A 26,538-nucleotide genomic window follows, 5' to 3' on the forward strand; every position below is an offset into this window, starting at 1 on the left:
GTATGGTTATTTATTCCGGTACTACTAACTTTCAACGTGCTTCAGACGTGCGCTTGCGGGTAGTGCGATGCCGGCGGACCCCGCCACGACATTCGGGTCGTGACCGGGAATGACGAAGTCCGCGATCTGCCTGATTCGCCTGAGCGAAGCGAGTTCGGCCGCGGTCTCATGAACGATCCCGACCGGCACGAGATCGACGATGTTTTCCATGCAGCTTGCGCAATCGCCTGCGATCAGCACCACCCCGTCGGCGGTATCGACGGCAACGGACTGATGCCCCGGCGTGTGGCCCGGCGTCGGGACGACACGCACGCCCGGCGCGATATCGGTGAGGCCATGCACGAACTGCCAGCGAAAATAACCAAGCGGTTCGCGGCCGATCAGAAACTCCTGATAGAACGTCGACTGGGTCGGCAGCGGCCGGCCGGCGTATTCCCATTCGGTGGCCTGCACGACGAACCGCGCATTTTTAAACAGCGTGTTGCCGCCCGAATGGTCGTAGTGCAAATGCGTGTTGATGACGATATCGACGTCGTCCGCGCTCCAGCCGACGTACTCCCGCAGCGCGCGTTCGAGACGTTCTTCGGGCGCCTGCTCGCACGGGCAGACGAAGCTCGACACCCAGCCGGGGTCGTGAATGCCGGTGTCCACGACGATCTTTTTGTCGCCGCCGACGATCGCCGTCGACCACACCGGCACCTTGATCTGCTGACCGTAATACCGGCCGTAGATCTGCGATGAACGGTCGACGGTCAGCCAGCCCGTCGGCATGGCGACCACTTTGAGTTTGGGCACAGTCATAGCGATCCCCGCCGTCGAAGTTGAAGGAATGCGTCAGAAATTCGTGTTGTCCGCGCCTTTGAGCCCGAGCATGGCGCGCGCTTCGTCGGGCGTCGCGATGTCGAGCGACAGGCCTTCTATCACCTGACGGATTTTCACGACCTGCGCCGCGCTCGATTCGGCCAGCTTGCCGGCTTCGATCCATAGCGAATCTTCGAGTCCGACACGCGCATTCGAGCCTTGCGCCACGCCCAGTGTCGCGAGCGGAATCTGATGACGGCCCGCACCGAGGATCGACCACACGTAGTCGCTTCCAAACAGACGGTCGGCGGTGCGGCGCATGTGCATCAGATCTTCGGGATGCGGCCCGATACCGCCGAGCAGGCCGAACACGCTCTGCACGAAGAACGGCGGCTTCGCGAGCCCGCGATCGACGAAATGCGCGAGGTTATACAGATGCGAAATGTCGTAGCACTCGTACTCGAAACGCGTACCGTTCGCGCCGCAGGACGTGAGGATGTATTCGATATCCTTGAAGGTGTTCTTGAAGATCAGGTCGCGGCTGTTGGCCAGATGCTGGCGCTCCCAGTCGTGCCTGAATTCCTTGAAACGATCGAGCATCGGATAGAGACCGAAGTTCATCGAGCCCATGTTCAGCGATGCCACTTCCGGCTTGAAGTGATGCGCCGGCTTAAGACGCTCTTCCACAGTCATGTGCGGACTGCCGCCGCTCGTAATGTTGATCACCGCGTCGGTCTCGGCCTTGATGCGCGGCAGGAACTGCTGGAACACGGCGGGGTCCTGCGTCGGCCGGCCGTCGACGGGATCGCGTGCATGCAGATGCAGGATGGCCGCACCCTCTTTCGCGGCAGCCAGCGCCGCATCGCCGATTTCCTGCGGCGTGACGGGCAGATACGGCGACATCGACGGAGTATGAATCGCGCCCGTAGGCGCGCAGGTGATGATGACCTTGCGCTTGGTAGCCATGGTTTTCAGACCTCTTTGCAATTGAGAGACGTGTTTAAAGCGTTTCGACGTTGCCGCACACCGAAATGGCTTGCCCGGAGATGCCGCTGCCGCCCGGCGAACACAGGAACAGGGCAGTCGCGGCGACTTCCTCCGGCGTGGTCATGCGGCGCAGCGAGATCGTCTCGAGGTAGCGCTTCTCCATGTCTTCGTAGGAGAGACCGAGTTGCACGGCGCGAGCAGCGATGACCCGCTCGATGCGAGGTCCTTTCACGATGCCCGGCTGAATGGCGTTGACGCGAATGTTGTCCGGTCCGAGTTCGATGGCGAGGCTTTTGGTGAGCCCCACCACCGCCCACTTGGTCGCGGAGTACGGCGTACGGAATGCATAGCCGAGCCGCCCCGCCACCGACGACATCGCGATGATCGACCCGCCGTCGCGCGCTTCTTTCAGCAGGGGTACCGCGCGCCGCGCGAAATAGAACTGGGCGTTGAGATTGACATCGATGGTCTGTTCCCACTCGCCGACGTCCATCGCGTCGATACCCCCCGTCGGCCCCGCAATGCCCGCGTTGTTGATCAGCACGTCGAGGCCGCCGAGTTGTGTCGCGACGTCGTCGAAGACCCGGTCGACTGCCGCGCGGTCGGCGACATCCGCAAGTGTCGCGGTGATCGCGTTCAACTCGACGCCTGCTTCGGCGTCGAGCAGCGCGGTCGTGGCGTCCGCGCTTGCGTCGCACACATGCACGCGCGAACCGGCATCGACAAAAGCACGCGCGATGACAAGCCCGATACCCGATGCGCCGCCCGTGACCAGCACGCGTAATCCCGCGTGCGGTTTCAACATTTGCAGAACCGTCATGCCTGTCTCCGTTGATGTTTTTTCGAGGCTTGCAAGTACACCTGTCCAGCTATGCCCGTGCTGCCTCCCTGCTTTGCAGGCGCTCCTGCAAGTCGGCCGCCGCGCCGCCGATGTCTTCTTCGATACCCGCTCGCGCGCCTTCGCCATCGCCTTGCCAGAGCGCCTCGACGATCTTCTTGTGCGCCGCCATCGACAGACGCATATGCGGAATATCCGGCGCGACGAGGTTTAGAAACGGTCCGATGCGCATCCACAGGTTCTGGATGGTCGCAAGCGTCAGGTCGCTCGCGCCGTGCGTATAAATGGCGATGTGAAATTCGAAGTTGCTGCGCAGATACGCGGGGACATCGCCGGCTTCGACATGCGCGTCCATGGCGTCGAAGACGGCTTGCAGCGTGCTCAAGTGTTCCTTCGTCATTCGCGATGCAGCGCGCTTCGCCACGCAGCCTTCCAGCGAAATCCGTACATCGCGCAATTCGTCGAGCAGATCGAGCGTCATGGGCGGCACCATCAGTGCGCGCCCCGGACCGTCGATCAATGCGCCTTCGGCCTGCAGTCGGGTCAGCGCGGCGCGCACGGGCATCGTCGACGAACCGACGGCTTCCGCGACACCGCGAAGGCTCAACGCCTGGCCCGGCGCGAAACGGCCCGTCATGATCGCTTCGCGCAACTGCGCGTAAACGCGCCCCGCCATGGTTTCGCGTGCCACCAGTTCGAGCGGCAGCGAGTCGCCCGGCTCGCGTGCCGGGACTCGTGCGGGGGCTCGGGGGATGCCTTGTGCCATGAGAAAAACGACTCCTTACCAGATGTGTGACCTGTGATCACACCTTGCAACGAAGTGTGGTGTGCGCCGCCCTTCGAGTCAACAAGGAAGACGTAGGGGAAAACACGGGCCATCGGGTTGCGTCTTCGTCGAGTTGAAACCGGACAGGTTCCGATGAGCCGATGCAACCAGGCACGCGACGTGCGTCCCACTCACCTGTCGACGAAAACCCGTCTCACCTCTTTCTTGAACTCTGGAGCTTCCATGGCTACATCGACGAAAAAACCGAGCGCCGCATCCGCCAAACTGACCACCCCGACCGACCTCGGCAACGACGCGCGCAAGGAAGTGGCCGAAGGACTGACGAAGTTGCTGGCCGACGTCTTTTCACTCTTCGTCAAAACGAAAAACTTCCACTGGCACGTGAGCGGCCCGCACTTTCGCGACTATCACCTGCTGCTCGACGACCAGGCGCAATTCGTCTACGACATGATCGATCCGATCGCCGAACGCGCGCGCAAGCTCGGCGGCACGACGCTGCGATCCGTCGGACAAATCAGTACGCTGAAGCGCCTTGCCGATAACGACGCGGATTTCGTTCCGCCGATCGAGATGCTCAACGAACTGCGTAGCGACAACGAGTCGCTCGTCAAGTACATGCGCGAACTGCACGAGTTGTGCGACGACAAGGAAGACGTCGCGACCGCCAGTCTGATCGAGAACTGGATCGATCAGACGGAAGAGCGTGTGTGGTTCCTGTTCGAAGCCACGCGCTCGTAAGCGCTGGTAGCGACATAAAAAAAGGCGCCTGTGGCGCCTTTTTTCATGTCGAGCGCCTGGCCGATGCCGCTAACTCGAGCGCGGCTTTCGCAAGATCGCTCCGCCGAACGGGTACATGACTACCGCGCACTGGCACGATCACCCGACGTTGTTTGCGACCGCCGCCTCGGCGGCACGCGCGAGTCGCTCGACCCACTCCTGGTGATAGCGATAAAGCCCGCCGGGATGTTGCCGTCCGAGCACGTCGAGAAACCATTCGCCCTGCTGCGTCTCTTCCGTCAGCACGTGGCAGCCTTGCTCCGTCGGCGTGATGACCCAGCCGTGATAAGCGCTCGAGCCGGTTGCATCGCCGTCGACGGTGGTCGCCCAGGCGAGCCTTCGGTTCGGCACGCATTCGGTGACTTCGAGGCTCATCGGGAAGCCGACCGTCACGCGGCGATAGCGGGTTCCCAAAGCCAGCTTGGACTCGCCGGACAGGATCTCGACCTGATCTTCGGGCGGGAAATAGCTCGCCCAGTTCGTCGCGTCGACGAGCAGCTTCCACACCACTTCGGGCGGCGCTTTCACGTCGATGTCGTTGAGCGCGTAAATGGCCGACGTTTTCGGGTCGTAGCGCTCCGGCCAGATGACATGGTCATACATGGCTTATGGCGCCTTCTTGAAGAGATCCTGAAAAATCAGCGGCGCCCAGGTTTTGTCGCGGGCCTGCACGAGTTGGCCGCCTTCGGCGATCCGGCCGAGACCGACCGCCGCGTAGCCGAGCCGCTCGACGAGTTTCGCGACCGTTGCGCTGGCAGCGTCGTCGTCGCTGGCAAGAAAGATCACGCGGCGGCCGCCGGCGCCGACGGGATCTTCGGCAAGCACTTTCGCGGGCAGATGATTGAAGGCCTTGACGAGCGATGCGCCCGCGAACGCTTTCGCCACGACCGCCGAAGACGGCAGGTTGTCCAGCTCGTCGAGCGGCACGCCGTAGGCATTGGTGGCGTCGATCACGACTTTGCCTTGCCAGCTGGCCGCTGCCCGCGCGACGTCGCGATGGGCGCGGAATGGGACCGCCAGAATGATCACGTCAGCCTCGAGCGCGGCCTGCAACGTGAGAGGAACCACCTTGTCACCCAACTCGCCGGCCAGAGGCGCGAGCGATTGCGGACCACGTGTATTCGCGATGCCGACCGGGATGCCGCTGCGGGCAAATCGATGTGCGATGGCGGCGCCGACACTGCCGCTGCCGATGATGGAATAAGTCATGACAACTCCTGAGAGGTTTGCGCTAAACGAGAACGTCGCTGCGTTGGGAAGAATCATCGCAGCGCCCCGTGCATCTGAGAAGCCGGTATATCACGATACAATCCATCTACCTTAGAGATAGGTGACAAAGCAATGCTGGACGGAATTTCGCTGGATCAGCTCAGAACCTTCATCGCTGCCGTGGATGAAGGCAGCTTCTCGGCGGCCGCCCGCAAGCTCAACCGCGTACAGTCCGCAGTGAGCGGCTGGGTCGGTGGACTGGAAAGTCAACTGGACGTGGTGCTGTTCGACCGCTCGGGCCGGTTTCCGAAGCTCACAGCGGAGGGCGTGCTGCTGCTCGCCGATGCCCGCAACATCGTCGCCGGCGTGGACACGCTGAAGGCACGCGCGAGACTCATGACTTCGGGCGTGGAGCCGGAACTCTCGGTGGTGGTCGATGTTTTCTTTCCGACGACGGTGATCAGCGCCGTCGCCAAAGCATTCGCGGAGCAGTTTCCGTTGACGCCGCTGCGACTTTTCGTCGAAGGTCTGGGGGCGGCTTATCAACCGGTTCTGGACGGGCGTTGTAGCTTAGGGATTCTGCCGCCGCTGCCGCAGGCTTTCCCCACGCTGGTTAGCGAACGGATTGGCGAACTGCCGCTAGTCGCGGTCGCATCGGCGTCGCATCCGCTTGCTCGCGTGGGCCATCGGATACCGCGGCGGGAGTTGGCCAGGCATATTCAACTGGTGCTGACCGATCGTTCCGATCTGACTGCCGGCCGTGACTTCGGCGTGGCGTCGGCGTCGACGTGGCGCCTCGCTGACCTGTCGACGAAATACGCGTTTCTCAAAGATTGCGTGGGATGGGGAGGCATGCCCTTGCATATGGTCGAGAAGGACATCGCGGCAGGGACACTGGTCGTTCTGGACGTGGACGACATGCCGCCGAGCGGCTGGATGCTGACCATGTCGGTGTATCACCAGCCGTCGCAGCCGCCGGGACCGGCGGGCAGATGGTTCGTCGATCGCTTGAAGACTCTATGGGAACAAGCGGACGGTGTTTAGACGTAAGCGTGACTGAGTGATGCGAGCGATAACTGGGCAGGCTCGGCGCGCGCGAAAACTTCGACGTGCCGACAGATGATTGTCGTTCAGTTAGAACAAGCAGAAGGAGGATTAAACCGGAACAAGCAGACGACGCTGACTTCGCGCCTGACAACGACATTTCCAGACAACGCGTCAATGTCAGCCAAAACTCGGGGCGTCACACGCGTGCCTCGCCCACCTCCTCCCTTGGGCGGTCGGCTCCTTTCCCCGCCTTTGAGCGGGCGTTTTTTTGTGGCCGCCCAAGCTACGTCATCTCACGGCAATGCTCGATAGGACGAGTCTGATTTGCTTTGAACCGTTGTATATAGCTCAAGACTGACGGTCATGTCGAGCCTGTTCGTTTCATCTGGCGCTAGTTTACGCAGCGTTACAGATAAGCATAACGAACAGGCCAGATGAACAAGAATAACTACCGGCTGGTATTCAGCCGACTGAGAAACATGCTTGTCGCCGTCGAGGAAACCGCCACGGCTACGGGAAAAGAAAGTGGACAGACTACGGAACGCCGCGGCGATCATCCCGCGCGTCACGGTGCGCTATTTACTTTGCGGCAGATCGCGTTCGCGGCACTTGCGCTACTCGGCGTGCTGCCGTCATGGTCGAGCGCACAAATCGTACCGGGTGGCGCACGCGCGCCTACGGTCGTACAAACGCCGAACGGACTTGAACAGGTGAACATCAACCGGCCGTCCGGTGCTGGCGTTTCGATGAATACCTACGGCCAGTTCGACGTGCAGCAGAAAGGCGCGATCCTGAACAATTCGCCTGTGACGGTGCAGACGCAGCAGGCGGGCATGATTAACGGCAACCCGAATTTCGGCCCCGGTCAGTCCGCGCGCGTCATCGTCAATCAGGTCAACAGCAGCGCGGCGAGCCAGATCAATGGACATCTGGAAGTCGCCGGCCAGCGTGCAGAAGTTGTGATAGCAAACGGAAGCGGGATTGCAGTGAACGGTGGTGGTTTTATCAACACGTCACGCGCAATCCTGACCACGGGGATGCCGAACTTCTCGCCGGATGGTTCGCTTGCGGGTTTCAGTGTGTCGGGTGGCAACATCAGCATCCAGGGTGCGGGGCTGAATGCGTCCGATGTCGACCAGGTCGACCTTCTTGCGCGTGCGGTGCAGGCTAATGCCGCGATTTACGCTAAAAACCTGAACGTCGTGACTGGTGCGAACAGCATCGCCCGCGACTCACTCGCGGCGACGCCGATCGCGGGCACGGGTTCCACACCTGGTGTCTCCATCGACGTAAGCAGTCTCGGCGGAATGTATGCAAATCGTATCGTACTCGTGGGTACTGAGGCCGGGGTCGGGGTCTCCCTGAAGGGTGTAGTCGCAGCCAATGCCGGCGACCTCGTGCTGACATCGGCGGGCAAGCTGGTACTGGCGGCCCAGACGAATGCAAGCGGCAACATCGTTGCGAGCGCACAGGACATCGACAACAGCGGCACGACCTACGCGCGGCAAAACGCTAACCTCTCCGCGTCGGGAGCGCTGACCAACAGCGGCATGATTGCCGCGCAGCAGAACACGACAGCAAAAACCGGTTCGGTGAGTTCGACCGGCACGCTCGCATCTGGCGTGTACGGCGACGGCTCGCTCGCGCAGACGGGCGACCTGAATGTGTACGCGTCCGGCACTGTCGTCGCGTCAGGCAGGAATGTCGCGGGCGGCAATGCACGCGTCAGCGGCGCGGCGGTCAATCTCGCGGGCGCGACCAACTCTGCGAGCGGCGCGCTCGTGCTCGCGGCAAACGGCGGCGACCTGAATCTGTCGGACGCGACCACGACCGCGGGCGCTGCGCTGACGGCACGCGCCGCGGGCACGCTCACGAACGACAACGGCGCCATGTCGTCGGGCGGTGCGCAGACCATCACGGCGAGCGCACTCTCGAACCGTGGCGGTCAAATCGTCTCAGGTAGCACGCTGACGGAAAACGTCGCGGGCCAGACGATCAACCAGGGCGGCACGATGCAGGCTGCGGGCGCGCTCGCGTCATCGAGCGCGGCGCTCGACAACTCGGGCGGTCACATTGCGTCGCTGAACGCAGATGGTGTTTCCATCACGACGACCGGCCTGCTCAACAACGGCGCGAGCGGCACCGGGGCCGGCAATATAAGCGGCAATGGCAACCTCGCACTGCAAGCCGGACAGATTGCCAATGCCGGGTCTATCACTGCTGTCCAGAACCTGATTGCGTCGGCCGTGCAAACCCTGTTTAACAGCGGCACGTTCGCGAACAACGCGAACCTGACGCTCTCGGCCGGGTCGATGCTCAGCAACGCGGGCCAGTTCAGCACGGCGGGCGCGCTCACGCTTTCGGCCGCCACGTTCAACAACAGCGGGGGCACCGCGAGCGCCAGCCAGTCCACGCTGCACGCAGCAAACCTCGTTAATCACCGCGGCACGATCACGCAGACCGGAACCGGCGCGATGACGCTCGATGTATCCGGCACGCTCGACAACTCGGCGGGCGGTACGCTGCAAACCAACAGCACGGACCTGACACTTGCACCGGCCGTACTCGACAACGACGGCGGCACGATTACGCACGCCGGGACCGGCAAGCTGTCGATCAACGCGGGCAACGGCGCGGGAGCAATCTCCAACGTCGGCGGCAGGATCGCCACGAACGGCCAGAGCACAGTCCAGGGCGGCACGCTGAATAACGCGGCGGGCTCGGTCATCGGGCAGAACGGCCTGACTGCAACGGTCGGCGGCGCGCTGAACAATGCGAACGGCAAACTGCTGTCGAACACGGACACCACCATCACAAGCGGCACGCTCAACAACAACGGCGGCCAGATCGGTGCAGGTACGAAGGAAACAATCAGCACAGGATCGCTCACGAACAGCGGCGGCTCGATTGTCGCGCCGGACCTCACGCTGACGGCAACGACGACGCTCGACAACAGCAGCGGCGATATCGAAGCGAACCAGCTCGCGCTGAAAGCGACCGATCTGCTGAATCGCGGCGGAAACATCACGCAATATGGTGCGTCGTCGATGGGCTTCGATGTCAGCGGCGCGCTCGACAATTCGAACGGCGGCACGCTGCAAACCAACAGCACGGATTTCACGCTCGCACCCGGCGCACTGAACAACAATGACGGCTCGATCATCGACGCGGGCACTGGCAAGCTGACCATCAAACCCGGCAACGGTTCGGGCAGCTTCTCGAACGTCGGCGGCAAGATCATTTCGGCGGGCCAGATCGACGCACAGGCTGCGAGCCTGAACAATGCGAACGGCGTGCTCGCCGCGCAAGGCCGGATCTCGGCGAACATCGCGGGCGACCTGAACAACTCGCAAGGTTCGGTTCGCTCGCTTTCGTCGCTGACGCTCGCGAGCGGCGGCATGCTGACGAACACCAACGGACAGATTCAGTCGGGCACGGGCGCGGCTGGCGACACCAGCACGTCCGGCATTCAGGCCGCAGCGCTCGACAACACGAACGGCCTCGTCAGTAATCTCGGCACGGGCGAGATGACCGTGCATGGCGGCAGCCAGACCCTGAACAGCGGCGGCGTCATCACAGGCAACGGCAATGTTGCCGTAGACACGTCGGCGCTCGTCAATACGCAGAACGGTCAGGTCAGCGGCGCGGACGTCACGGTGCAAGGCGACACCGTCGACAACAGCGGCGGCAAGATTGGGAGTTTCGCAGGTTCGAATGGCGATGTCGCAATTAAGACGACAGGCGCGGTCACGAACGCGAACGGCCAGATTGGCGCGACGCATGACCTGGCCGTGAATGCCGCGACGCTCACGGGCGGCGGCAGCTACAGCGCAGCGAACGATGTCGCTGTGACCGTTCAGGGCGATTTTGCGCCCACGCCCGATGTCCAGTTCAACGCCGGTCACGACCTGACCTTTACTCTGCCGGGCACATTCAGCAACAACGCACTCGTCGAAGCCGCGAACAACCTGAACGTCAACGCGGCCGACGTGCAGAACAGCGGCGTCATGATGGCGGGCGGCACGCTCACGACGCACTCGAATACGCTGGAAAACACGGGCACGGTGGTCGGCGGCAGCGTCTCGCTCAACGCGACGCAATCGCTGACGAACACCGGGCCGACTGCGCTGATTGGCGCAACCGACAGCAACGGCACGCTCGAACTGCTGTCGAACGACATCGAAAACCGCGACGACACCACGGCAACCGACACCCAGGCGACCACGGCGATTTACGGTCTCGGCAAGGTGGTGCTGGCGGGTGGCAAGAACACAGATGGAAGTTACATCAACGCGAACCTGATCCGCAACCAGTCGGCCCTGATCGAATCGGCGGGCGACATGGAACTGCACGCCGCTCAGGTGACGAATACCCGCACGACGATGACGACGACCGGCCTGAACCAGCCGGTCGCGCCGGTGCTGCTCGACGAACTTGGCATCAGCCTGTCCGGCCGCACTGGCCAGGTCGGCGTGCAAGACCCGAATAGCATTGGCGGCGTCTATACCGATCCGCCCCACGGTGGGCAATGGAATTCGACCTACCAGTACACCACCTACACGGGCGTTGCGCTGGCGAACCTGATCGCAGGTATCAGCCCGCAGGCGCAGATTGTTTCGGGCGGTAATCTCGACGCGTCCAACGTGGGACTGTTCCAGAACTACTGGAGCGCGGTCGCAGCGGTCGGCAACATCGCCGCGCCCATGACGCTCGACCAGAATAGCTGGCAGGGTCAAACGGCTCCCCAGGTGCAGGTCACGTATTCCGGCGAGTATCACTACAACAATTACGACAACACCGAACACGACTGGCAATTGCCGTTCGGCGATGCTCCGTTCGTCGGCTCGCGGCCAGGCGGCTATACGCAGGCAGCGCCGGCCTATATCCGCCCCTACTCACTCCCAGACTACGAATCATCGTTTGTGACGGGCGGCACGCTTTCCGGTAACGGCATCAGCATCGACAACACGGCAGGCAATGCCGGCGTGCCATCGCTGAATCTTGCGCCAGGTCAGGCCATGTCGGGCGTAAATATCAACGGTATCAGCGGCAACGCGAGCGGCGGCAAGTCTGGCGCGGCATCAGTCAGTGGTGGCGGCAGCATGGTCGACCCGGCGATTGCGAGCGCGACGGCGCAGAACGTTCTTCAAAACCTCTCAGTTCCCCAGGGCGGCCTGTTCAGCCCCGCGACCGCATCGGGGGCAACGTACCTGATCGAAACGAATCCGGCGTTCACGAACCAGAAGACGTTCATTTCCAGCGACTACTACCTGCAACAGCTTGGCCTGAACCCGCAGACGATAGAGAAGCGGCTGGGCGATGGCTTCTACGAACAGCAGCTTGTCCGCAACCAGATTACGTCACTGACCGGCAAGGCGGTACTCGGCCCGTACACCGACCTTCAGGGCATGTATGAGTCGCTGCTTGCGGCGGGCGCGTCGCTGTCGAAGTCGCTCGACCTGCCGCTCGGCATGAGTCTGACGCCTGAACAGGTGGCGGCGCTAACCAGCAACGTCATCATCATGCAGACCGAGACCGTCAACGGTCAGCAGGTTCTTGTGCCCGTCGTCTATCTCGCGAAGGCCAGCCAGCAGAATGTGAACGGGCCGCTCATCGCGGCAACCGACATCGACATCCAGAACGCGCAGACCTTCACGAACAGCGGCACCGTGCAGGCCGGAAACACGATGTCGATTCAGGGCAACGAGATCAGCAACGCGTTCGGTACGCTGCAAAGCGGCGGCCTGATGTCGCTGAACATGAAAGGCAATATTGACCTGACTTCGGCGACCGTGAATGCGGGCAGTCTTGCGCTGAACGCGGGCGGCGACCTTCTGCTGAACACGGCGGTCAAGACGGTTGACCAGGTCAGCGCAACCGGCGCGACGCGCACCACGTCGACGCTCGGCCCGATTGCCAACCTGAACGTGGCAGGCAACGCCGCCATCGTCACGGGCGGCAACTTCGAACAGAACGCGGGCAACCTGAACGTCGGCGGCAATCTTGGTATGGCCGTGGGCGGCAACTACGACATCGGCTCGGTGCAGACTGGCGAACACAAGATTGTCGAGCGCGCGAACGGCGTGTCGAACACCGATATCAACCAGACGACCGGCAGTTCTGTGAACGTCGGCGGCGTGTCGTTGATTGGTGTCGGCGGCGACCTGACGGCGACCGGCGCAAACATCAATCTGGCAGGCGGCGGCGTCGTTGCAGCAAACGGCAACGTGACCTTGCAGGCGGCGAAAGCCACGTCGACCACGGACAGCAACAGTTCGGGGAGCGACAGCCACGGCAGTTACTCGGAATCGCTGCACCGCTCGGACGACGCGCTCACGGCAACCACGCTCAACGCGGGCAATTCGCTGACCGTGGCAGCGGGCAAGGACATCAACGTCACGGGCAGCGCAATCAGTCTCGACGCGGGAACCGCGACGCTCGCGGCGACAGGCAACGTCAACATCGCCGCAGCGACGGAAACGCACGTCGAAAATTCACAGGAGCAGCACAGGCACAGCAACGTCGTGAGCGGCAAGGAAGTCGCGAGTTCGAGCAACACGACCACTACGCTTTCGCAGGGCAGTCTCGTGTCTGCTGACGCGGTGTCAATTGCAAGCGGCAACGACATCAACGTAAAAGGCAGCACGATTGTTGGCTCGAATGACGTGAACCTTGCCGCGGTAGGCAACGTGACAATCACGACATCACAGGATACTCAAACCTCACAGTCATCCTACAGCGAGCGCAGCACGGGCTTCGGCGTGGGCGGCGGTATCGGCATCTCTTACGGCACGCGCGCGCAAACGGACACTGCCAACGATACAACCGTATCGAACAATGCGAGCACGGTCGGCTCGCTTAATGGCAGCGTGAATATCTCGGCAGGCAAAGACCTGCACGTAACGGGGAGCGACCTGATTGCGGCGCAGAACGTCACGGGCACGGGCCAGAACGTGACGATAGATTCGGCCGTCGATACAGCGCACCACGACGAAAGCCACGAAGTCAAACAATCCGGCTTCACGCTCGCGATCAAGGCGCCTGTCATCGACGCAATTTCAAACACGGTCGACCAGTCGCGTGCAGCCAGCCGCAGTAAGGACGACCGCGCGGCAGCGCTTCACGGCATGGCTGCTGCAAGTGGCGCGATTGATTCCCTCGGTGCGGCAGGCGCGGCGCTCGGCGATATTGCGAACGGACAGAAGCCGGAAGCCAAGATCGAACTGAGTTACGGCAGCAGCCACAGCAAGAGCACCTACACCGAAGACAGCACCACGAATCGCGGTTCGAGCGTCGCGGCGGGCGGCACAGCAGCCTTTGCGGCCACGGGAGACGGCACGCCGGGAAGCGGCAACCTGACGATTGCCGGTTCGAACGTGAACGCCAATGACGTGATTCTCGCCGCCAGCAACAAGGTCAATCTGGTCAATACGACCGACACGGATTCGACGCGCAGCACAAACGAGTCCAGCAGTGGGAGCGTCGGAATTTCGTATGGTACGAGTGGCTTTGGTGTTGACGCTTCGATGTCGAAGGCGCACGGCAACGCGAACAGCGATTCGGCCATCGTGAACAACACGCACATCAATGCAGGTAACTCGGCCACGATTCTGTCGAGTGGCGATACGAACATCATTGGTGCGAACGTGAACGCGCGCCAGGTCAATGCAGACGTGGGCGGGAACCTGAACATCGCCAGCGTGCAGGACACGATGACCAGCGCGGCGCATCAGGAAAGTTCGGGCGGCGGCTTCTCGGTCAGTCAGGGCGGCGCGAGCGGCAGCTTCAGTTCACAGCATGGCGACGCAAGCGGCAACTATGTGGGTGTGAACGAACAAGCCGGCATTCAGGCAGGTGAAGGCGGATTCAACGTCAACGTCAAAGGCATTACCGACCTGAAGGGAGCGACGATTGCGAGCACGGCGGACGCAGCGAACAATAACCTTTCGACCGGTACTCTCACGTTCAGCGACATCCAGAACAGTTCCAGCTACAACGTGCATTCGGGTGGTATTGGCGGCGGCGTGACATTGGGTGACGGGGGATCGAACTACGCGACGCACGGCAGCACGTCGGGCTTGAATACGGGCGGGGTCGTGCCGATGTTGAGCCAGAACGACAGCGGCAGTGACAGCGCGACGACGCGCAGCGCGATCAGCGCAGGCAACATCAGCGTGACGGACGCGGCCCACCAGACGCAGGACGTTGCAGGTCTGTCGCGCGATGCGACGAACACGAACGGCACGGTTGCGAAACTGCCTGACGTGAACAACCTGCTCGACAGGCAGTCCGACATGATGGCAGCGGCAAGCGCCGCGGGCGAAGCGGTCTCGCGCCGCGTGGGCGACTTTGCGCAGTCGAAGTACGACGAGGCGAAAGCCAGCGGCGATCAAGCCGGCATGGATGCGTGGAAGGAAGGCGGCATTGCGCGTGCGGAGATGCAGGCTGCGGGCGCGGCTATCGTGACCGGACTCGCGGGCGGGAATGCGGTTGGCGGTGCGGCTGGCGCGGCTATCGCTTCCATCGCGGCGGGCAAGCTGAACGAACTGAGTGGCGCGATTGCAGGCGCAAATCCGACTGGTAGCGCTGACGCTTATAGCGCGCTCGGCAACATCGTCGCGAATGCTATCGCTACAGGTGCGGGCGGCGCTATCGGCGGCAACGCGGGTGCCGTCTCGGGTTACAACGTCGACCGGTTCAACCGGCAGTTGCATCAGCCTGAGAAAACGAAGGCGCAGCAGATCGCAGCGGCAGCGAAGGATCAGGGGCTGACGAACCCTGATGGTTCGCCGATCACGGCGGCGCAGATTGAGAACGGGATGCGCGCGGCGAACAACAACCAGTATGGTGAAATCGCTGCGACGGGCGTTGTTGTGCCGTTGAACGCGAGTACGCCTGCGGGCGCGGTTTATGACACGGCCGGGATGAAGCTGGTGACGGACAGCACGGGGAATTATCTGGTGCAGGACCCGTCAATGCTGGCAACGCCGTCGAAAGCGGTGCAGGACCTAATTACGCAAAGCACGGGCGGCGCAAACTCGCCGTATAGCTGGGGCACGTCGAGCACGCAGGCGGCTACGCCGAAGGTTGATCCGTATGGGCCGTTCTCGCCGGGATTCAACACGGGGGATTATTCGGCGGGATTTGGCGAACACGGCCGAGGACTTGCGCCGGACTATGCAACAACGAGCGTCAGCGTTCTATCAGGAAGCGGTACGGCTGCCTTAAATCTTTACGATGGGTCGAGTTATATATCCGGTGGGGTTTCGATGACAAATCCATCGGCTGTTTCCTATCAACCTGGTTTCAGTAGTTCAATCGGTTACATTTTTGGAGCGAAAAGCGCCGAAGATACGCGAAACTTCTTGGCGGGCGACGGAAATCAAGCGTTTATCTCTGTACCAACACCTTTCGGTATCAACGTCTTTGGTGCTGTAACACATGCTTATGGCGGCTCAACGGCATTGGAGGTTGGCGTTGGAACACCGGGCGCATTCAGCTTTGGCGTGCTTCCTTGGGGGCATTCCACTCAAACCACAGGAAAGTAACTAAGGAGGCTTAAATGGCCGCAGGTGGAGGTCCAACCCCTGAGCAATGGGCGAAAATGACGCGCGGACAAAAGCTAGCTTATTGGATTTGTGTTGGAGCCGCGTTCGCCTTGATAAGTGGATTGTTGATTAAAAAGTTCTTCTTCAGTTAAAGCAACAAACCCAGCCTCATGCTGGGTTTGTCGTTTGTAGCGTCGTTCAATCTGGCGTGATGACGAGCCTGCCGTGTTCGACCTCGATTCTCACGCGCTGGCCGGGATCGAAGCCGGCCTGCTCAAGCCACTTGCCGGCGATACGCAGCCACGGAAAAAACGTGGGAGTTCGCCACGGTCGGCCCGGTTTCGGGCTGGGTCGCCAGCGCATGATCTGCTGGATGGTGGCGTGTCGCTCGGGATGAGCGGTCAATGCTTTAAGATTGGCGTCAGCCATGATCAGTTCTCCAAGTGAACTGGTAGTGGTCAGCGGGCTGTATGGGTTGCCGCCCATGCGGCCCGCGCTTCTTCTACTGCTTTAAATCTCTTTCCTTACGGCTGGGTCTGTGCCAGCACCGTCTCAAGCATGTCGGACACGAAGCGTTGCCGCGCCTTTGATGGCTGGCTGATTGCCTCGATCTGCTGTTGCAGCTTCGAGGACGGGCCGCGTTTGCCGTGTCGGGCGACGTTCTGCCCGAGCAGTTCATCGGATGAGAGCACAAGCGTTCTGGTCAACTCTGGTAGCAGCGAGACGGGCAAACCAGGCGGGACGAAGTTGCTTCGTGATGCGATGTAATTGAGATGGACGTAATGCGTCCTCTGGCAAACTCGCGCCTTCTGGCCAGAACCCGCGTCGGGGAAAAAAATTGCGGATGGAAACGCGCATCACGGAAAACCGGTTTGCAAGTTCCTGTCGCGTCAGGAGAAAACCTGTATCGACAACGGCGGGCGTGTCGGGGTGTGGTGTTCGCTACAACCGGCAGTTGCACCCCGACGAATACGTGCTGGCGAAGAAGGACGCGAAGATCGTCGCGAAGCAGCTAGGCATCAGCGAACAGGAAGCTGAAGGCCGCATCGTTGCCGAACTTCAGCGCAACTCCGATCAGCAGACGGCAGACGCGTCCGGGGGCGTGCATGACTACGAGGTTCGCTCGATCATCGGCTGCAAGAACCTGAACTGCGATGGATACAAGAATGACCCGCAGTATGCTAACCACAGCTACAACAGCCAGTACATCGCGAGCAATCAGCAGGCGTATGACGCTGGACAGGGGCAACTTAACAAGGGGGTCACGTACAACGACCTTGTCGCCAACAACGTAAAGAACAATCCGATAAGTACCACTATCGCGGGTGCTGGGATGATTGGACTAGGAGTAGTTACTGGCGGTGGCAATCTCGCCACGTTAGGTCCAATGGCAGCGGGTTCCGTTATTGGAATGGGTGCGAACGGCGCCGTACAAGTGGCAGGCAATCAGCCGTTTGATTGGGCGGGTATGGCAATGGCTGGTGTAACAGGTGGTGTCGCGACGGGAATGGGGTTCTCGCCAGCCCTGCTTATCAATACTGGCGGCGCTCTTGCAAGTTCCGGTATTGCTGGACAGAACCCGAATGCCTCAATGGCTGGTGCAGCAGCCGGCACTATGATCGGCTACCCCATTGGTTCGAAGATCGAGAGTAGCCTAAATGGTTTCATGAATCCTTGGTATCGCCAAGAATGGGTCGACATAGGAATGGGCGTATCTAAGTCCGTGCCTCCGAACGTACTTCCCTCTTGGATCGCCAATGCAGCAGCCGGAGTAGTTCAGGAGAAGGCTGGCGGGGCAGTCCAAAATAAAGTTCAAAACAGTCAAGTGCCGAAAAAATGAACCGTAAAATTAGCTTCTATCGTTGGATTTATTTTTTCCTCATCTGGCTGATAGGAATGACGCTCGTCGTTCTTGCTAGTGAATTTTTCATCGGCCCCGCAATCCAGTGGCTGTTCAATGACATCCCTTATAGCGTTCCATCATTGCACCGGATCGAGAGAATGTCATTGTTCGTTTTATTCATGGGGTTCTTCGGTGGAACAGTTTGTTGGCTCTACGAGAAATTGTCGTCTGGTCGGTAACGACTCGCACCCAGACTAATCAGCACGCCGGTCCCTGACGGGTCCGGCTCTATCTCGCATCCTCTATGAAAATCAGAAAGAGCCTGGCGGCGCTGCCGCTAACGGCTATGGTCGCGCTCGCGCCCAATGTGCAGGGCCAAAGCCTCGGCGGCATCGAAACCGAACAGAACCAGCAGCAGCGACGCGACGCGCAGCAGCGCGAAGCCGCCGTATCGGCGCCTGCCGTGCGCTCGACCGTGACGAAGATCGAAGCCTATCCAGCGCTGCCAGCCGAAACGCCGTGTTTCCGCATCGACCGGTTCGCGCTCGACGTGCCCGACACGCTGCCGGCCGTAGCGCACGCAAAAGGCGCATCCGCGCTGCCGCTCGACCCGTTCGCCTTCGCACGCGAATGGCTCGACCACTACACAGGGCAATGCGTCGGCAAGCAAGGCATCGACATACTGAGCAAGGCACTACAGCAGGCAGTGCTGAGTCGCGGCTACGTGACCACGCGCGTACTCGTGCCGCAGCAGGATTTGACGACCGGCACGCTGTCGTTCGCGCTCGTGCCGGGTCTCGTGCGACAGGTTCGTCTGGCCGACGCTTCGATGTGGGGAACATGGAAGAACGCGTTTCCGGTCAGCGGCGGCGACCTGCTGAACATGCGCGATCTGGAGCAAGGTCTGGAGCAGATGAAACGCGTCGCGAGTCAGGACGCGGACATGAAGATCGAGCCGACCGATACGGCCGGCGAAAGCGATGTCGTCCTGTCAGTCAAGCGTGCGAAGCCCTGGACGTTCGTGGCATCGGTCGATAACTCGGGCACGTCGTCGACGGGCAAATGGCAAGGCAACGTCAGCCTCGGCATTGATAACCCGCTTGGCCTGAACGACGTGTTCACGGTCGGCGCGAATCAGGATTTGTCGTTCGGCAACAAGGCGCTCGGCTCGCACGGGTTTAACGGTTCGTACTCCATTCCGTTCGGCCACTGGACGGCGACCCTGTCGGGCAACACGAGCACCTACTACCAGAACATTGCGGGCGTGAACGAGACGTTTGTTTCGAGCGGCAATTCACAGACCGCCGCGCTGCGCATCGCGCGCGTGCTCTCACGCGGCCAGAACGACGTGCTCGGCGGCTACGTGCAGCTATCGAAGCGCTTCGGCGACAGCTTCATCGACGACACGACGATACCGACACAGGCGCGCAACAACACGTTTCTGGAATTCGGCGGGACAGACCGACATTACTTCGGCGCGGCGCAGTTCGACGGCACGCTCGCCTACCGTCAGGGCATCGGCGGCCTGGGCGCGACGCCGGACCCGTATATCGACGGCCCAACGTACCGCTTCCATATGGCCGTGCTCGATGCGAACCTGTCGGTGCCGTTCGCCATCGCGAACCAGTCATTCCGGTACGTCACAACGTTCCACGGGCAATTCACCAACGACACGCTTTTCTACATCGACGACCTGACCATCGGCAGCCGGTACACCGTGCGCGGCTTCGACGGCGAAACGATGCTCGCGGCCGAACGCGGCTTCTACTGGCGCAACGAATTGCAATGGCCGGTGTTCCAGACGGGACAAACGTTGTATGCGGGGATCGACTACGGGCGCGTGTTCGGGCCGAACACGGCAGCACTGGCGGGGACGCAACTGGCGGGTGCGGTGATCGGAGTTCGCGGCGGCATTCCGTCGCGGTTTGTGGGCGCCTCGTATGACCTGTTCGCGGGAACGCCAGTCTACAAGCCGGCAGGATTCCCGACCGCGCGATTCACGGTCGGGTTCCAAATGACGGCTCAGTTCTGAATTACTGTTACGTCATCTTGCGCGAAGCCGTCGTCAACTGTTGATCAGTCTCCATGGCCGAGGCCTCGGCCATCTTTTTCTGAAATTCGTCTATGTCATCAGGCCCAAGATGAAAACGCGTAGTCCATGCATTTGCAGTCCAACTCGTATGACTCCACTTCTAGCAGCCGCAAGGTGCAGCGCGCAGTGCGCGGTCTTGTGAACGAACTCTATATTGATGACCTGCGCTGCAAGACGCTGCGCGGACAGACAGGACAGGTCGAGCGCGGATTCGTCGCCGGGGGCAAAAGCTACGGATACGACATCGTTAAGACCGACGCTGGCAGTGACTACGTTGTAAGCGAGGAACAGGCCCACTGGGTCCAGTTCATTTTTGAGAAGTTTGCCGCAGGCTGGTCGACCTTCCAGATTTGCGACGAACTGAATCGCCTGAATGTGCCGTCGCCGCGCAATTCAACGTGGATGCGCTCGGCTTTGTATGGCTCGCCGCGCAAGGGATCGGGGATTCTCAACAACTCGACCTATATCGGCATCTACATCTGGAACCGGTCGCAGTGGATCAAAGACCCGGATACGGGCGTGCGCGTGCGCGTGCAGCAGGATCGTCCACAGGACGAATGGAAAACCGTAAAGCGTGACCACTACCGGATTATTTCTGACGAACTCTGGAGCGCCGTGCGTGCGCGCATGGGCGCGGACCGTCTTAATGCAGGCACGTCGGGGAAAGGTGGGTTTCCAAAATCGCTTTTCGGTGGCCTGTTGCGTTGCCCTAAATGCGGCGGCGCAATGGTGTCAGTTAACCGACGATATTATGGATGCGTAACCCGCAAGGAGCGCGGAGCGCATGCGTGTGAGGGCATGCATATCTTCCGTGAGCAGACGGACGAGCGATTGCTTAATGTGCTGCGTCAGGAACTCTGTTCGGATGAAGCGCAGGCAGATATTGATTCGGCGGTGCGTCGATTTTTTGCTGCTGAACTATTAGGTGCACAGGAAACGGAAAAGCAGGCGAAGGACAAAATCGAGTCGCTGACCAGGGAAATCGGCAATTTGACCCAGGCGCTTGCAGAGATTGGAATTTCGGCGGCGATTATTGAACGGCTCGAGCAGTCGGAAGCCGAGCGCGAAAAGCTGACTCAGCTACTGGCACGCACGAAGGGCCGCCGTGACCTGTTCACGGAAGTTTCTCAGAGGGTGAGGCAGAAAACGCTGGAACTGAAAGAGGCACTAACCGGCGACGCGACCAACGAGGCAAAACGAATCATTGCGACGTTGATGGGACCGATCGGCATAGAACAGAAGGAGGATGCCTACTTCGCATCCTATAACGACATTTCCAAGCGGCTGCTCGTCTGTGCTGCCGAAAATGTGTCTTATGAGAAGTGGTTGCGGGGGTAGGATTTGAACCTACGACCTTCGGGTTATGAGCCCGACGAGCTGCCAGACTGCTCCACCCCGCGCCAGAGAAAAAGAGTATATCGGCTGGGGCTCTACACGTCAAACCCTCACACCATTTATTTCATGCAAGACAGCGTACCAACTCACCCGCAACTCACCTGCAACTCACCCGCCTCACTCAAAGATCATCGACCGTTGCACCCGCAATCTTGCCGTCGATGATGTCGGCACCATACTGACTCGCGCTGCGTTTAGCCACACCGAAATCCGAAAACGTCGAAGCCAGTACGAGGCGAAATACTCGGCTTGCCTTCGAGCCGCCGATTGCACCGGGACGACATACACGCACGGCGACGTCGTACCCTTCCGCGTGCCGCTTGTGTCCATCGAACTTGTCGAACGCGCGCGAAAACACCAGCGGGTGTACTTCGAAATCCTTATAAAGCGCAGGATAAAGCTGTGCCATGAGCGTCCCCGATGAACGTAAGTGCCGCGTTGAAAGATCAGTCACTATACGCCGCAGCATCGCGCGATCACGCTTTTATTTTCAGCACGAATCGCCTGCAATTTCACGCGCGGGCATTACGCGCGATAAGATGCGAAGCCAGCGGAATGGCCGGGTTGTCAGTCACGACATTGACTGGCATCACGCGCACCGCAAGAACCGGATCACGGGAACGAGACCCCGCCAAGCCATGCCTAGCAAGAATGTGAGAACGTCATGAAGATTGCCACGTGGAATGTGAATTCCCTCAAAGTGCGCCAGCAACACGTTATCGACTGGCTCGAAAGCAGCGGCACCGACGTGCTGTGTCTCCAGGAACTGAAGCTGACCGACGATAAATTCCCGCGCGCCGAACTAGCGGAAAAAGGCTACCGCAGCTGGTTCGCCGGTCAGAAAACCTATAACGGTGTCGGTATTCTGGTTCGCGACGGTCTCGCGGTCGACGAGAGCAGCGTCGTGCGCAACATTCCCGGCTTCGACGATCCGCAGCAACGCGTGATTGCCTTGACTGTCGAAGGGGTACGCATCGTCTCCGCGTATTTTCCGAACGGCCAGGCGCCCGGTAGCGAGAAGTTCGTCTACAAGCTCGGCTGGCTCGCCGCACTACACGACTGGATCGCAAGCGAAATGGCGTTGCATCCGAAACTCGCGCTCCTCGGCGACTACAACATCGCACCGGACGACCGCGACGTGCACGATCCGAAAGCGTGGGAAGGTCAGAACCTCGTGTCGCCGGAAGAACGCGCGGCGTTCGTGCGGCTGATCGAACTCGGCTTACTCGACGCATTCCGTCAATTCGAGCAGCCGGAAAAACTCTACTCGTGGTGGGACTACCGGATGATGGCGTTCCGCCGCAACGCGGGACTGCGCATCGACCACATTCTGCTGACGAAAGCACTCGCCGACATCTGCACCTCGTGCGATATCGACAAGGTCCCGCGCAAGTGGGAACAACCGTCGGACCACGCGCCGGTGGTCGCTCAACTCGGCTAGTTCAGACTTCGCCACAAAAACTCGAACGCCATCGCGTCGTGCTCGGCCTGCTCCAGTTCATCGGAGCCGCCGTGCCCGCCTTCCGTGTCTTCCCGATACCAGACGCGCTCCGGCTGCGCAGTCGACGCCTGCATACGCGCCACCATCTTGCGGGCGTGCCCGGGATGCACGCGATCGTCCGCGGTCGACGTCGTGAACAGCACCGGCGGATACGCAACGCCCTCGCCCACCCGGTGATACGGCGAATAAGCGGCCAGCACCTGTGCTTCTTCCGGCACGTCGGGGTCGCCGTATTCGTCGATCCACGAGGCGCCCGCGTGCAACAGATGGTAACGGCTCATATCGAGCAACGGCACTTCGCACACTACCGCGCCGAACAGTTCCGGCCGCTGCACCATGCATGCCGCCACCAGCAGGCCGCCGTTGCTGCCGCCCTGAATGCCGAGTTGCGCCGCCGTGGTCACGCCCGTGCTGATCAACGCCTCGGCCACGGCGATGAAATCGTCGAACGCACGTTGCCGATGCTCGCCCTGCGCCGCCATATGCCATGGCGTGCCGAACTCGCCGCCACCGCGCGTATTCGCGACCACGTAGACCGCGCCACGCGCGAGCCAGCCAATGGCGGGGCCGGTCAGATAATCGGGCAGCAGCGGAATCGCAAAGCCACCGTAGCCGTATAAAAGACAAGGGCGCGTCGTCGAGCCGGACTCACCGTTTTCGTTGCGCGGCCCGATCACCGTGTAAGGGACTCGCGTGCCATCCGCGGAAATCGCGTGCGCACGCGTGACGACGTAGGGGCTCGCGTCGAACTGCGTCGGCCAGCGTTCGAGCAACTCCCAATCGCTCGGATCGTCGCGCGAGAGATCGGTCAGCCAGTAAGCCGGCGGTTGCAGGTAATCGTCGGTATCGACGAACACTTCGTCGTTCAGCGTCGGCTCGATCGGCGCGACGCCGGCCTGCAAACCGTCGCGCGAAGCAAACGGCCGCTGCTGCCAATGCCATGTGCGATCGGCGGCTTGCGTCGGCGTCCACAGCAGCGTCTTGCTGTCGACCTCTTCCAGATACGACACCACCAGATGATGCCGCGTATGCGACCACGAACAGGCCGAGGTTCGCGTCGTGGGCGTGAACAGCACCGTCATCTCGCGCTCGCCGCGCAGGAACGCGTCCTCGCGAATCGCGAGTAACGCGCCGCCCGCGAACAGCGTGCCGTTGCAGTCCCAGTCGAGCCGCGGCTCGAGCAGCATCCAGCCTTCCCAACCGCCCACCGCGACGTGCGCCGGCACCTCGAACGGCTGCCACTCGTCGAGCACGTCGCCGGCGTTCTGCGGGTAATAGGTCAGCGAATCGAAGAAGTCGACGCTGCGCACGACCGTGTGCCGTTTATCCAGCGGATCGTAGTGCGCTTCGACCGCGATATCGTCGAAGCCGCCGCGAAACACCACCGGCGCATCGGCCAGCGCGCTGCCGCGGGTCCAGCGCCGCACTTCGCGCGGATAGCCGGAGCGGGTGAGCGTTTTGCGCCCGTTGTCCCAGCCCACGTACAGCGTATCGCGATCGATCCACGACGCCGTGTGCTTGCCGGCCTTGGCGATGACGAAGCCGTCTTCGACGAAACGCTGCGTGCCGAGATCGAACTCGCGCACCACTTGCGCGTCGGAGCCGCCGGGCGACAGTGTGATCAGCGCGCGGTCCCCGTCCGGATAAAGAATGTCGAGTTCGACGCAGACCCACGGCGTGTTTTCAGCGGCGCCCAGCGCGTCGAAGTCCAGCAGGTTCTGCCAGACCGGCGCGCCGCTGCGCCATGCGGCCCAGGTCGTGCGTCGCCAGATGCCGCGTGGATTGCGCTCGTCGTGCCACACGTCGTAAGCCCAGTCCTGCCAGCGGTCGGGAATGACCGGTCGCTCGCGCGGCAAATAAGCCTGCGCGAGTGTCTGCTTCAGGGAGGTGAATTCAGCGCTCGCGCACCAGGCGGCGCGAGTGCGGGCATTTTGCTGCTCGACCCAGGCAAGCGCTTTGGGGTCGTCGAGCGCCTCGAGCGACAGGAAAGGATCGGGGGAAAGGGGCCACGCAAAGGGTTTGGGCATCGTCGGCTGTCGGGCGAAAAACAGCGTCGATTATGCCCTGAGGGCGGCGGCGGCCCTAGGCAAAACAGCATTGAGAGGAAAAGCGCTGCTCCGGCTCCTGTGGGGGAGCGAAGCAGCGTCTGCCGCGTTGCTCGCTTCGCGAGCCCACCACTCACGGTTCGAGGTTCAGCTCCTGAATCTTGCGCGTAATCGTATTGCGGCCGATGCCGAGGCGCTCCGCCGCCTCGACCTTGCGCCCGCGTGTGAAGTCGAGCGCTTCGCGAATCACCGCGGCTTCGAAACGGCGCGCGAGTTCGTCCATCACGTCGGCTGCGTTCTCGCGCAGCATGCGCGCGACTTCCGTGCGCAAGCCGCCCTCCCACGCGCTGCCGGCGGCCACGACCGGCACGCCCGTCGCACCGGCAGGATGCGCGGCCCCGCCCGCCCCTGCCACGCCGTTCGCGCCATTCGCCGTCGCGCTGCCGCTAAACGGCGCATCGCCCGAGCCGAGTACGCCACCGCCGCCGGACAGCTCGTTCATGCCCGCCTGGGCCGGACCGAGATCGGGCGGCAGGTCCTTGATCTCGATGGTCTGCGCCGGCGCCATCACCGTCAGCCAGTTAGCGAGATTTTCCAGTTGCCGGACGTTGCCCGGAAATGGCAGCGCGGCGAGATAAGCCAGGGCCTCTTCGGAGACGCGCTTCGATTCGACGCCGAGATCGCGCGCGCTTTTCTGCAGGAAGTGCCGCGTGAGCAGCGGGATATCCTCGCTGCGCTCGCGCAACGCCGGCAAGCGCAAACGGATCACGTTGAGACGGTGATACAAGTCCTCGCGAAACAGTCCCTGACGCACGCGCGATTCGAGATTCTGGTGAGTCGCCGCGATCACCCGCACGTTGGCGCGCAACGGATTGTGGCCGCCGACGCGATAGAACTGTCCATCGGAGAGCACGCGCAACAGACGTGTCTGCAGATCGAACGGCATATCGCCGATTTCATCGAGAAACAGCGTGCCGTTCTCGGCCTGTTCGAAGCGCCCTTGACGCATTGCCTGCGCGCCCGTGAAGGCGCCGCGTTCATGGCCGAACAGTTCGGATTCCAGCAGATCTTTCGGAATCGCCGCCGTGTTCAACGCGATGAAAGGACCGTTCGCGCGTGGGCTATGTCGGTGCAACGCACGCGCGACCAGTTCCTTCCCGGTGCCTGATTCGCCGGTAATGAGCACGGTGGCCGCCGAATGGGACAAACGGCCGATCGCGCGAAACATGTCCTGCATCGCCGGCGCCTGGCCGAGCATCTCGGGCGCTTCGGCGGGGCGCTCGTCCCACGTCTGTTCGCCGCGCATGCTTTCGTCGACCGCGCGACGGATCAGTTCGACCGCCTTGTCCACGTCGAACGGCTTGGCGAGGTATTCGAACGCGCCGCCCTGGAACGCGGCGACAGCGCTGTCGAGGTCCGAGAACGCGGTCATGATAATGACGGGAAGGCCCGGCACCTTGTCGCGCACGGTTTGCAGCAGTTCGAGGCCCGAGCCGCCCGGCATCCGGATATCGGACACCAGCACCTGTGGGCTATCGAGGTCGAGCGCCGCCGATGCGTCGCGCACATTCGAGAAGCTGCGCGTGGCAAAGTTCTCACGCGCAAGTGCTTTTTCGAGCACCCAGCGAATCGATTGATCGTCGTCTACTATCCAGATCGGCTTCATAT

Annotated in this window: 18 protein-coding genes and 1 tRNA gene; 7 read left to right on the forward strand and 12 right to left on the reverse strand. The window is 61.5% G+C overall.

Annotation, left to right across the window (positions count from 1 at the left end):
- Positions 1-24 precede the first annotated feature (24 nt).
- The 4 genes from FQ746_RS26115 to FQ746_RS26130 are packed head-to-tail and all read right to left on the reverse strand — an operon-like array spanning position 25 to position 3,302.
- Positions 25-801, reverse strand: coding sequence for an N-acyl homoserine lactonase family protein (locus tag FQ746_RS26115; protein ID WP_260854166.1), 777 nt, complete (start codon positions 799-801; stop codon positions 25-27).
- 33 nt (positions 802-834) lie between these two features.
- The gene (locus FQ746_RS26120) at positions 835-1,767 is read right to left on the reverse strand and encodes a 3-keto-5-aminohexanoate cleavage protein (RefSeq protein WP_144112668.1); all 933 of its coding nucleotides are present in this window, start codon (positions 1,765-1,767) and stop codon (positions 835-837) included.
- A gap of 34 nt (positions 1,768-1,801) precedes the next feature.
- Positions 1,802-2,608 carry an SDR family oxidoreductase gene (locus FQ746_RS26125; RefSeq protein ID WP_144112669.1) on the reverse strand — a complete coding sequence of 269 codons (807 nt, stop codon included), beginning with the start codon at positions 2,606-2,608 and terminating at the stop codon, positions 1,802-1,804.
- 49 nt (positions 2,609-2,657) lie between these two features.
- The gene (locus FQ746_RS26130) at positions 2,658-3,302 is read right to left on the reverse strand and encodes a GntR family transcriptional regulator (RefSeq protein WP_144112777.1); all 645 of its coding nucleotides are present in this window, start codon (positions 3,300-3,302) and stop codon (positions 2,658-2,660) included.
- A 333-nt stretch (positions 3,303-3,635) separates the two neighbouring features.
- On the opposite strand from FQ746_RS26130, the gene FQ746_RS26135 reads away from it, so the two are divergent.
- The gene (locus tag FQ746_RS26135) at positions 3,636-4,151 is read left to right on the forward strand and encodes a Dps family protein (RefSeq protein ID WP_144112670.1); all 516 of its coding nucleotides are present in this window, start codon (positions 3,636-3,638) and stop codon (positions 4,149-4,151) included.
- Between the two features lie 138 nt (positions 4,152-4,289).
- Here FQ746_RS26135 and FQ746_RS26140 read toward each other — a convergent pair whose 3' ends face one another.
- Positions 4,290-4,793, reverse strand: coding sequence for an SRPBCC domain-containing protein (locus FQ746_RS26140; protein WP_144112671.1), 504 nt, complete (start codon positions 4,791-4,793; stop codon positions 4,290-4,292).
- A 3-nt stretch (positions 4,794-4,796) separates the two neighbouring features.
- The gene (locus tag FQ746_RS26145; RefSeq protein ID WP_144112672.1) at positions 4,797-5,399 is read right to left on the reverse strand and encodes an NADPH-dependent F420 reductase; all 603 of its coding nucleotides are present in this window, start codon (positions 5,397-5,399) and stop codon (positions 4,797-4,799) included.
- Positions 5,400-5,531: 132 nt separating this feature from the next.
- On the opposite strand from FQ746_RS26145, the gene FQ746_RS26150 reads away from it, so the two are divergent.
- Positions 5,532-6,443, forward strand: coding sequence for a LysR family transcriptional regulator (locus FQ746_RS26150; protein WP_144112673.1), 912 nt, complete (start codon positions 5,532-5,534; stop codon positions 6,441-6,443).
- A 437-nt stretch (positions 6,444-6,880) separates the two neighbouring features.
- Positions 6,881-15,994 (forward strand): hemagglutinin repeat-containing protein, encoded by a 9,114-nt coding sequence (locus FQ746_RS26155; RefSeq protein WP_144112674.1) that lies wholly within the window; start codon positions 6,881-6,883, stop codon positions 15,992-15,994.
- A gap of 198 nt (positions 15,995-16,192) precedes the next feature.
- Here FQ746_RS26155 and FQ746_RS26160 read toward each other — a convergent pair whose 3' ends face one another.
- The gene (locus FQ746_RS26160) at positions 16,193-16,423 is read right to left on the reverse strand and encodes a SymE family type I addiction module toxin (protein ID WP_144112675.1); all 231 of its coding nucleotides are present in this window, start codon (positions 16,421-16,423) and stop codon (positions 16,193-16,195) included.
- 95 nt (positions 16,424-16,518) lie between these two features.
- Positions 16,519-16,686, reverse strand: a complete 168-nt coding sequence (locus tag FQ746_RS34885; protein WP_186310840.1) for a hypothetical protein — start codon at positions 16,684-16,686, stop codon at positions 16,519-16,521.
- A gap of 152 nt (positions 16,687-16,838) precedes the next feature.
- Between FQ746_RS34885 and FQ746_RS26165 the strand changes: the two genes are divergently transcribed.
- From FQ746_RS26165 to FQ746_RS26180, 3 genes are all read left to right on the forward strand, one after another.
- On the forward strand, positions 16,839-17,834 hold the full coding sequence (locus FQ746_RS26165; protein ID WP_144112676.1) for a hypothetical protein: 996 nt from the start codon (positions 16,839-16,841) through the stop codon (positions 17,832-17,834).
- 307 nt (positions 17,835-18,141) lie between these two features.
- Positions 18,142-19,869: a ShlB/FhaC/HecB family hemolysin secretion/activation protein gene (locus FQ746_RS26175; RefSeq protein WP_144112678.1), complete on the forward strand. Its 1,728-nt coding sequence runs from the start codon at positions 18,142-18,144 to the stop codon at positions 19,867-19,869.
- Positions 19,870-19,995: 126 nt separating this feature from the next.
- Positions 19,996-21,267 (forward strand): recombinase family protein, encoded by a 1,272-nt coding sequence (locus tag FQ746_RS26180; RefSeq protein WP_144112679.1) that lies wholly within the window; start codon positions 19,996-19,998, stop codon positions 21,265-21,267.
- Here FQ746_RS26180 and FQ746_RS26185 read toward each other — a convergent pair.
- Both FQ746_RS26185 and FQ746_RS26190 read right to left on the reverse strand, forming a co-directional pair.
- Positions 21,253-21,329 (reverse strand) — tRNA-Met (locus tag FQ746_RS26185). The two genes, FQ746_RS26180 and FQ746_RS26185, sit on opposite strands and share 15 nt — an antisense overlap.
- 116 nt (positions 21,330-21,445) lie before the next feature.
- Entirely contained in the window at positions 21,446-21,733 is a 288-nt protein-coding gene (locus FQ746_RS26190; protein WP_144112680.1) for a hypothetical protein, read from the reverse strand.
- A 255-nt stretch (positions 21,734-21,988) separates the two neighbouring features.
- On the opposite strand from FQ746_RS26190, the gene xth reads away from it, so the two are divergent.
- Positions 21,989-22,765, forward strand: coding sequence for an exodeoxyribonuclease III (xth, locus tag FQ746_RS26195; RefSeq protein WP_144112681.1), 777 nt, complete (start codon positions 21,989-21,991; stop codon positions 22,763-22,765).
- Here xth and FQ746_RS26200 read toward each other — a convergent pair.
- Together FQ746_RS26200 and ntrC are read right to left on the reverse strand one after the other, a co-directional pair.
- Positions 22,762-24,852 carry a prolyl oligopeptidase family serine peptidase gene (locus FQ746_RS26200; RefSeq protein ID WP_144112682.1) on the reverse strand — a complete coding sequence of 697 codons (2,091 nt, stop codon included), beginning with the start codon at positions 24,850-24,852 and terminating at the stop codon, positions 22,762-22,764. The genes xth and FQ746_RS26200 overlap by 4 nt on opposite strands.
- 151 nt (positions 24,853-25,003) lie before the next feature.
- Complete coding sequence (ntrC, locus tag FQ746_RS26205; RefSeq protein WP_144112683.1) at positions 25,004-26,536, reverse strand: nitrogen regulation protein NR(I); 1,533 nt, start codon at positions 26,534-26,536, stop codon at positions 25,004-25,006.
- Positions 26,537-26,538: the final 2 nt, after the last annotated feature.

The organism is Paraburkholderia sp. BCC1886 (assembly GCF_900996245.1).
GTDB lineage: Bacteria > Pseudomonadota > Gammaproteobacteria > Burkholderiales > Burkholderiaceae > Paraburkholderia.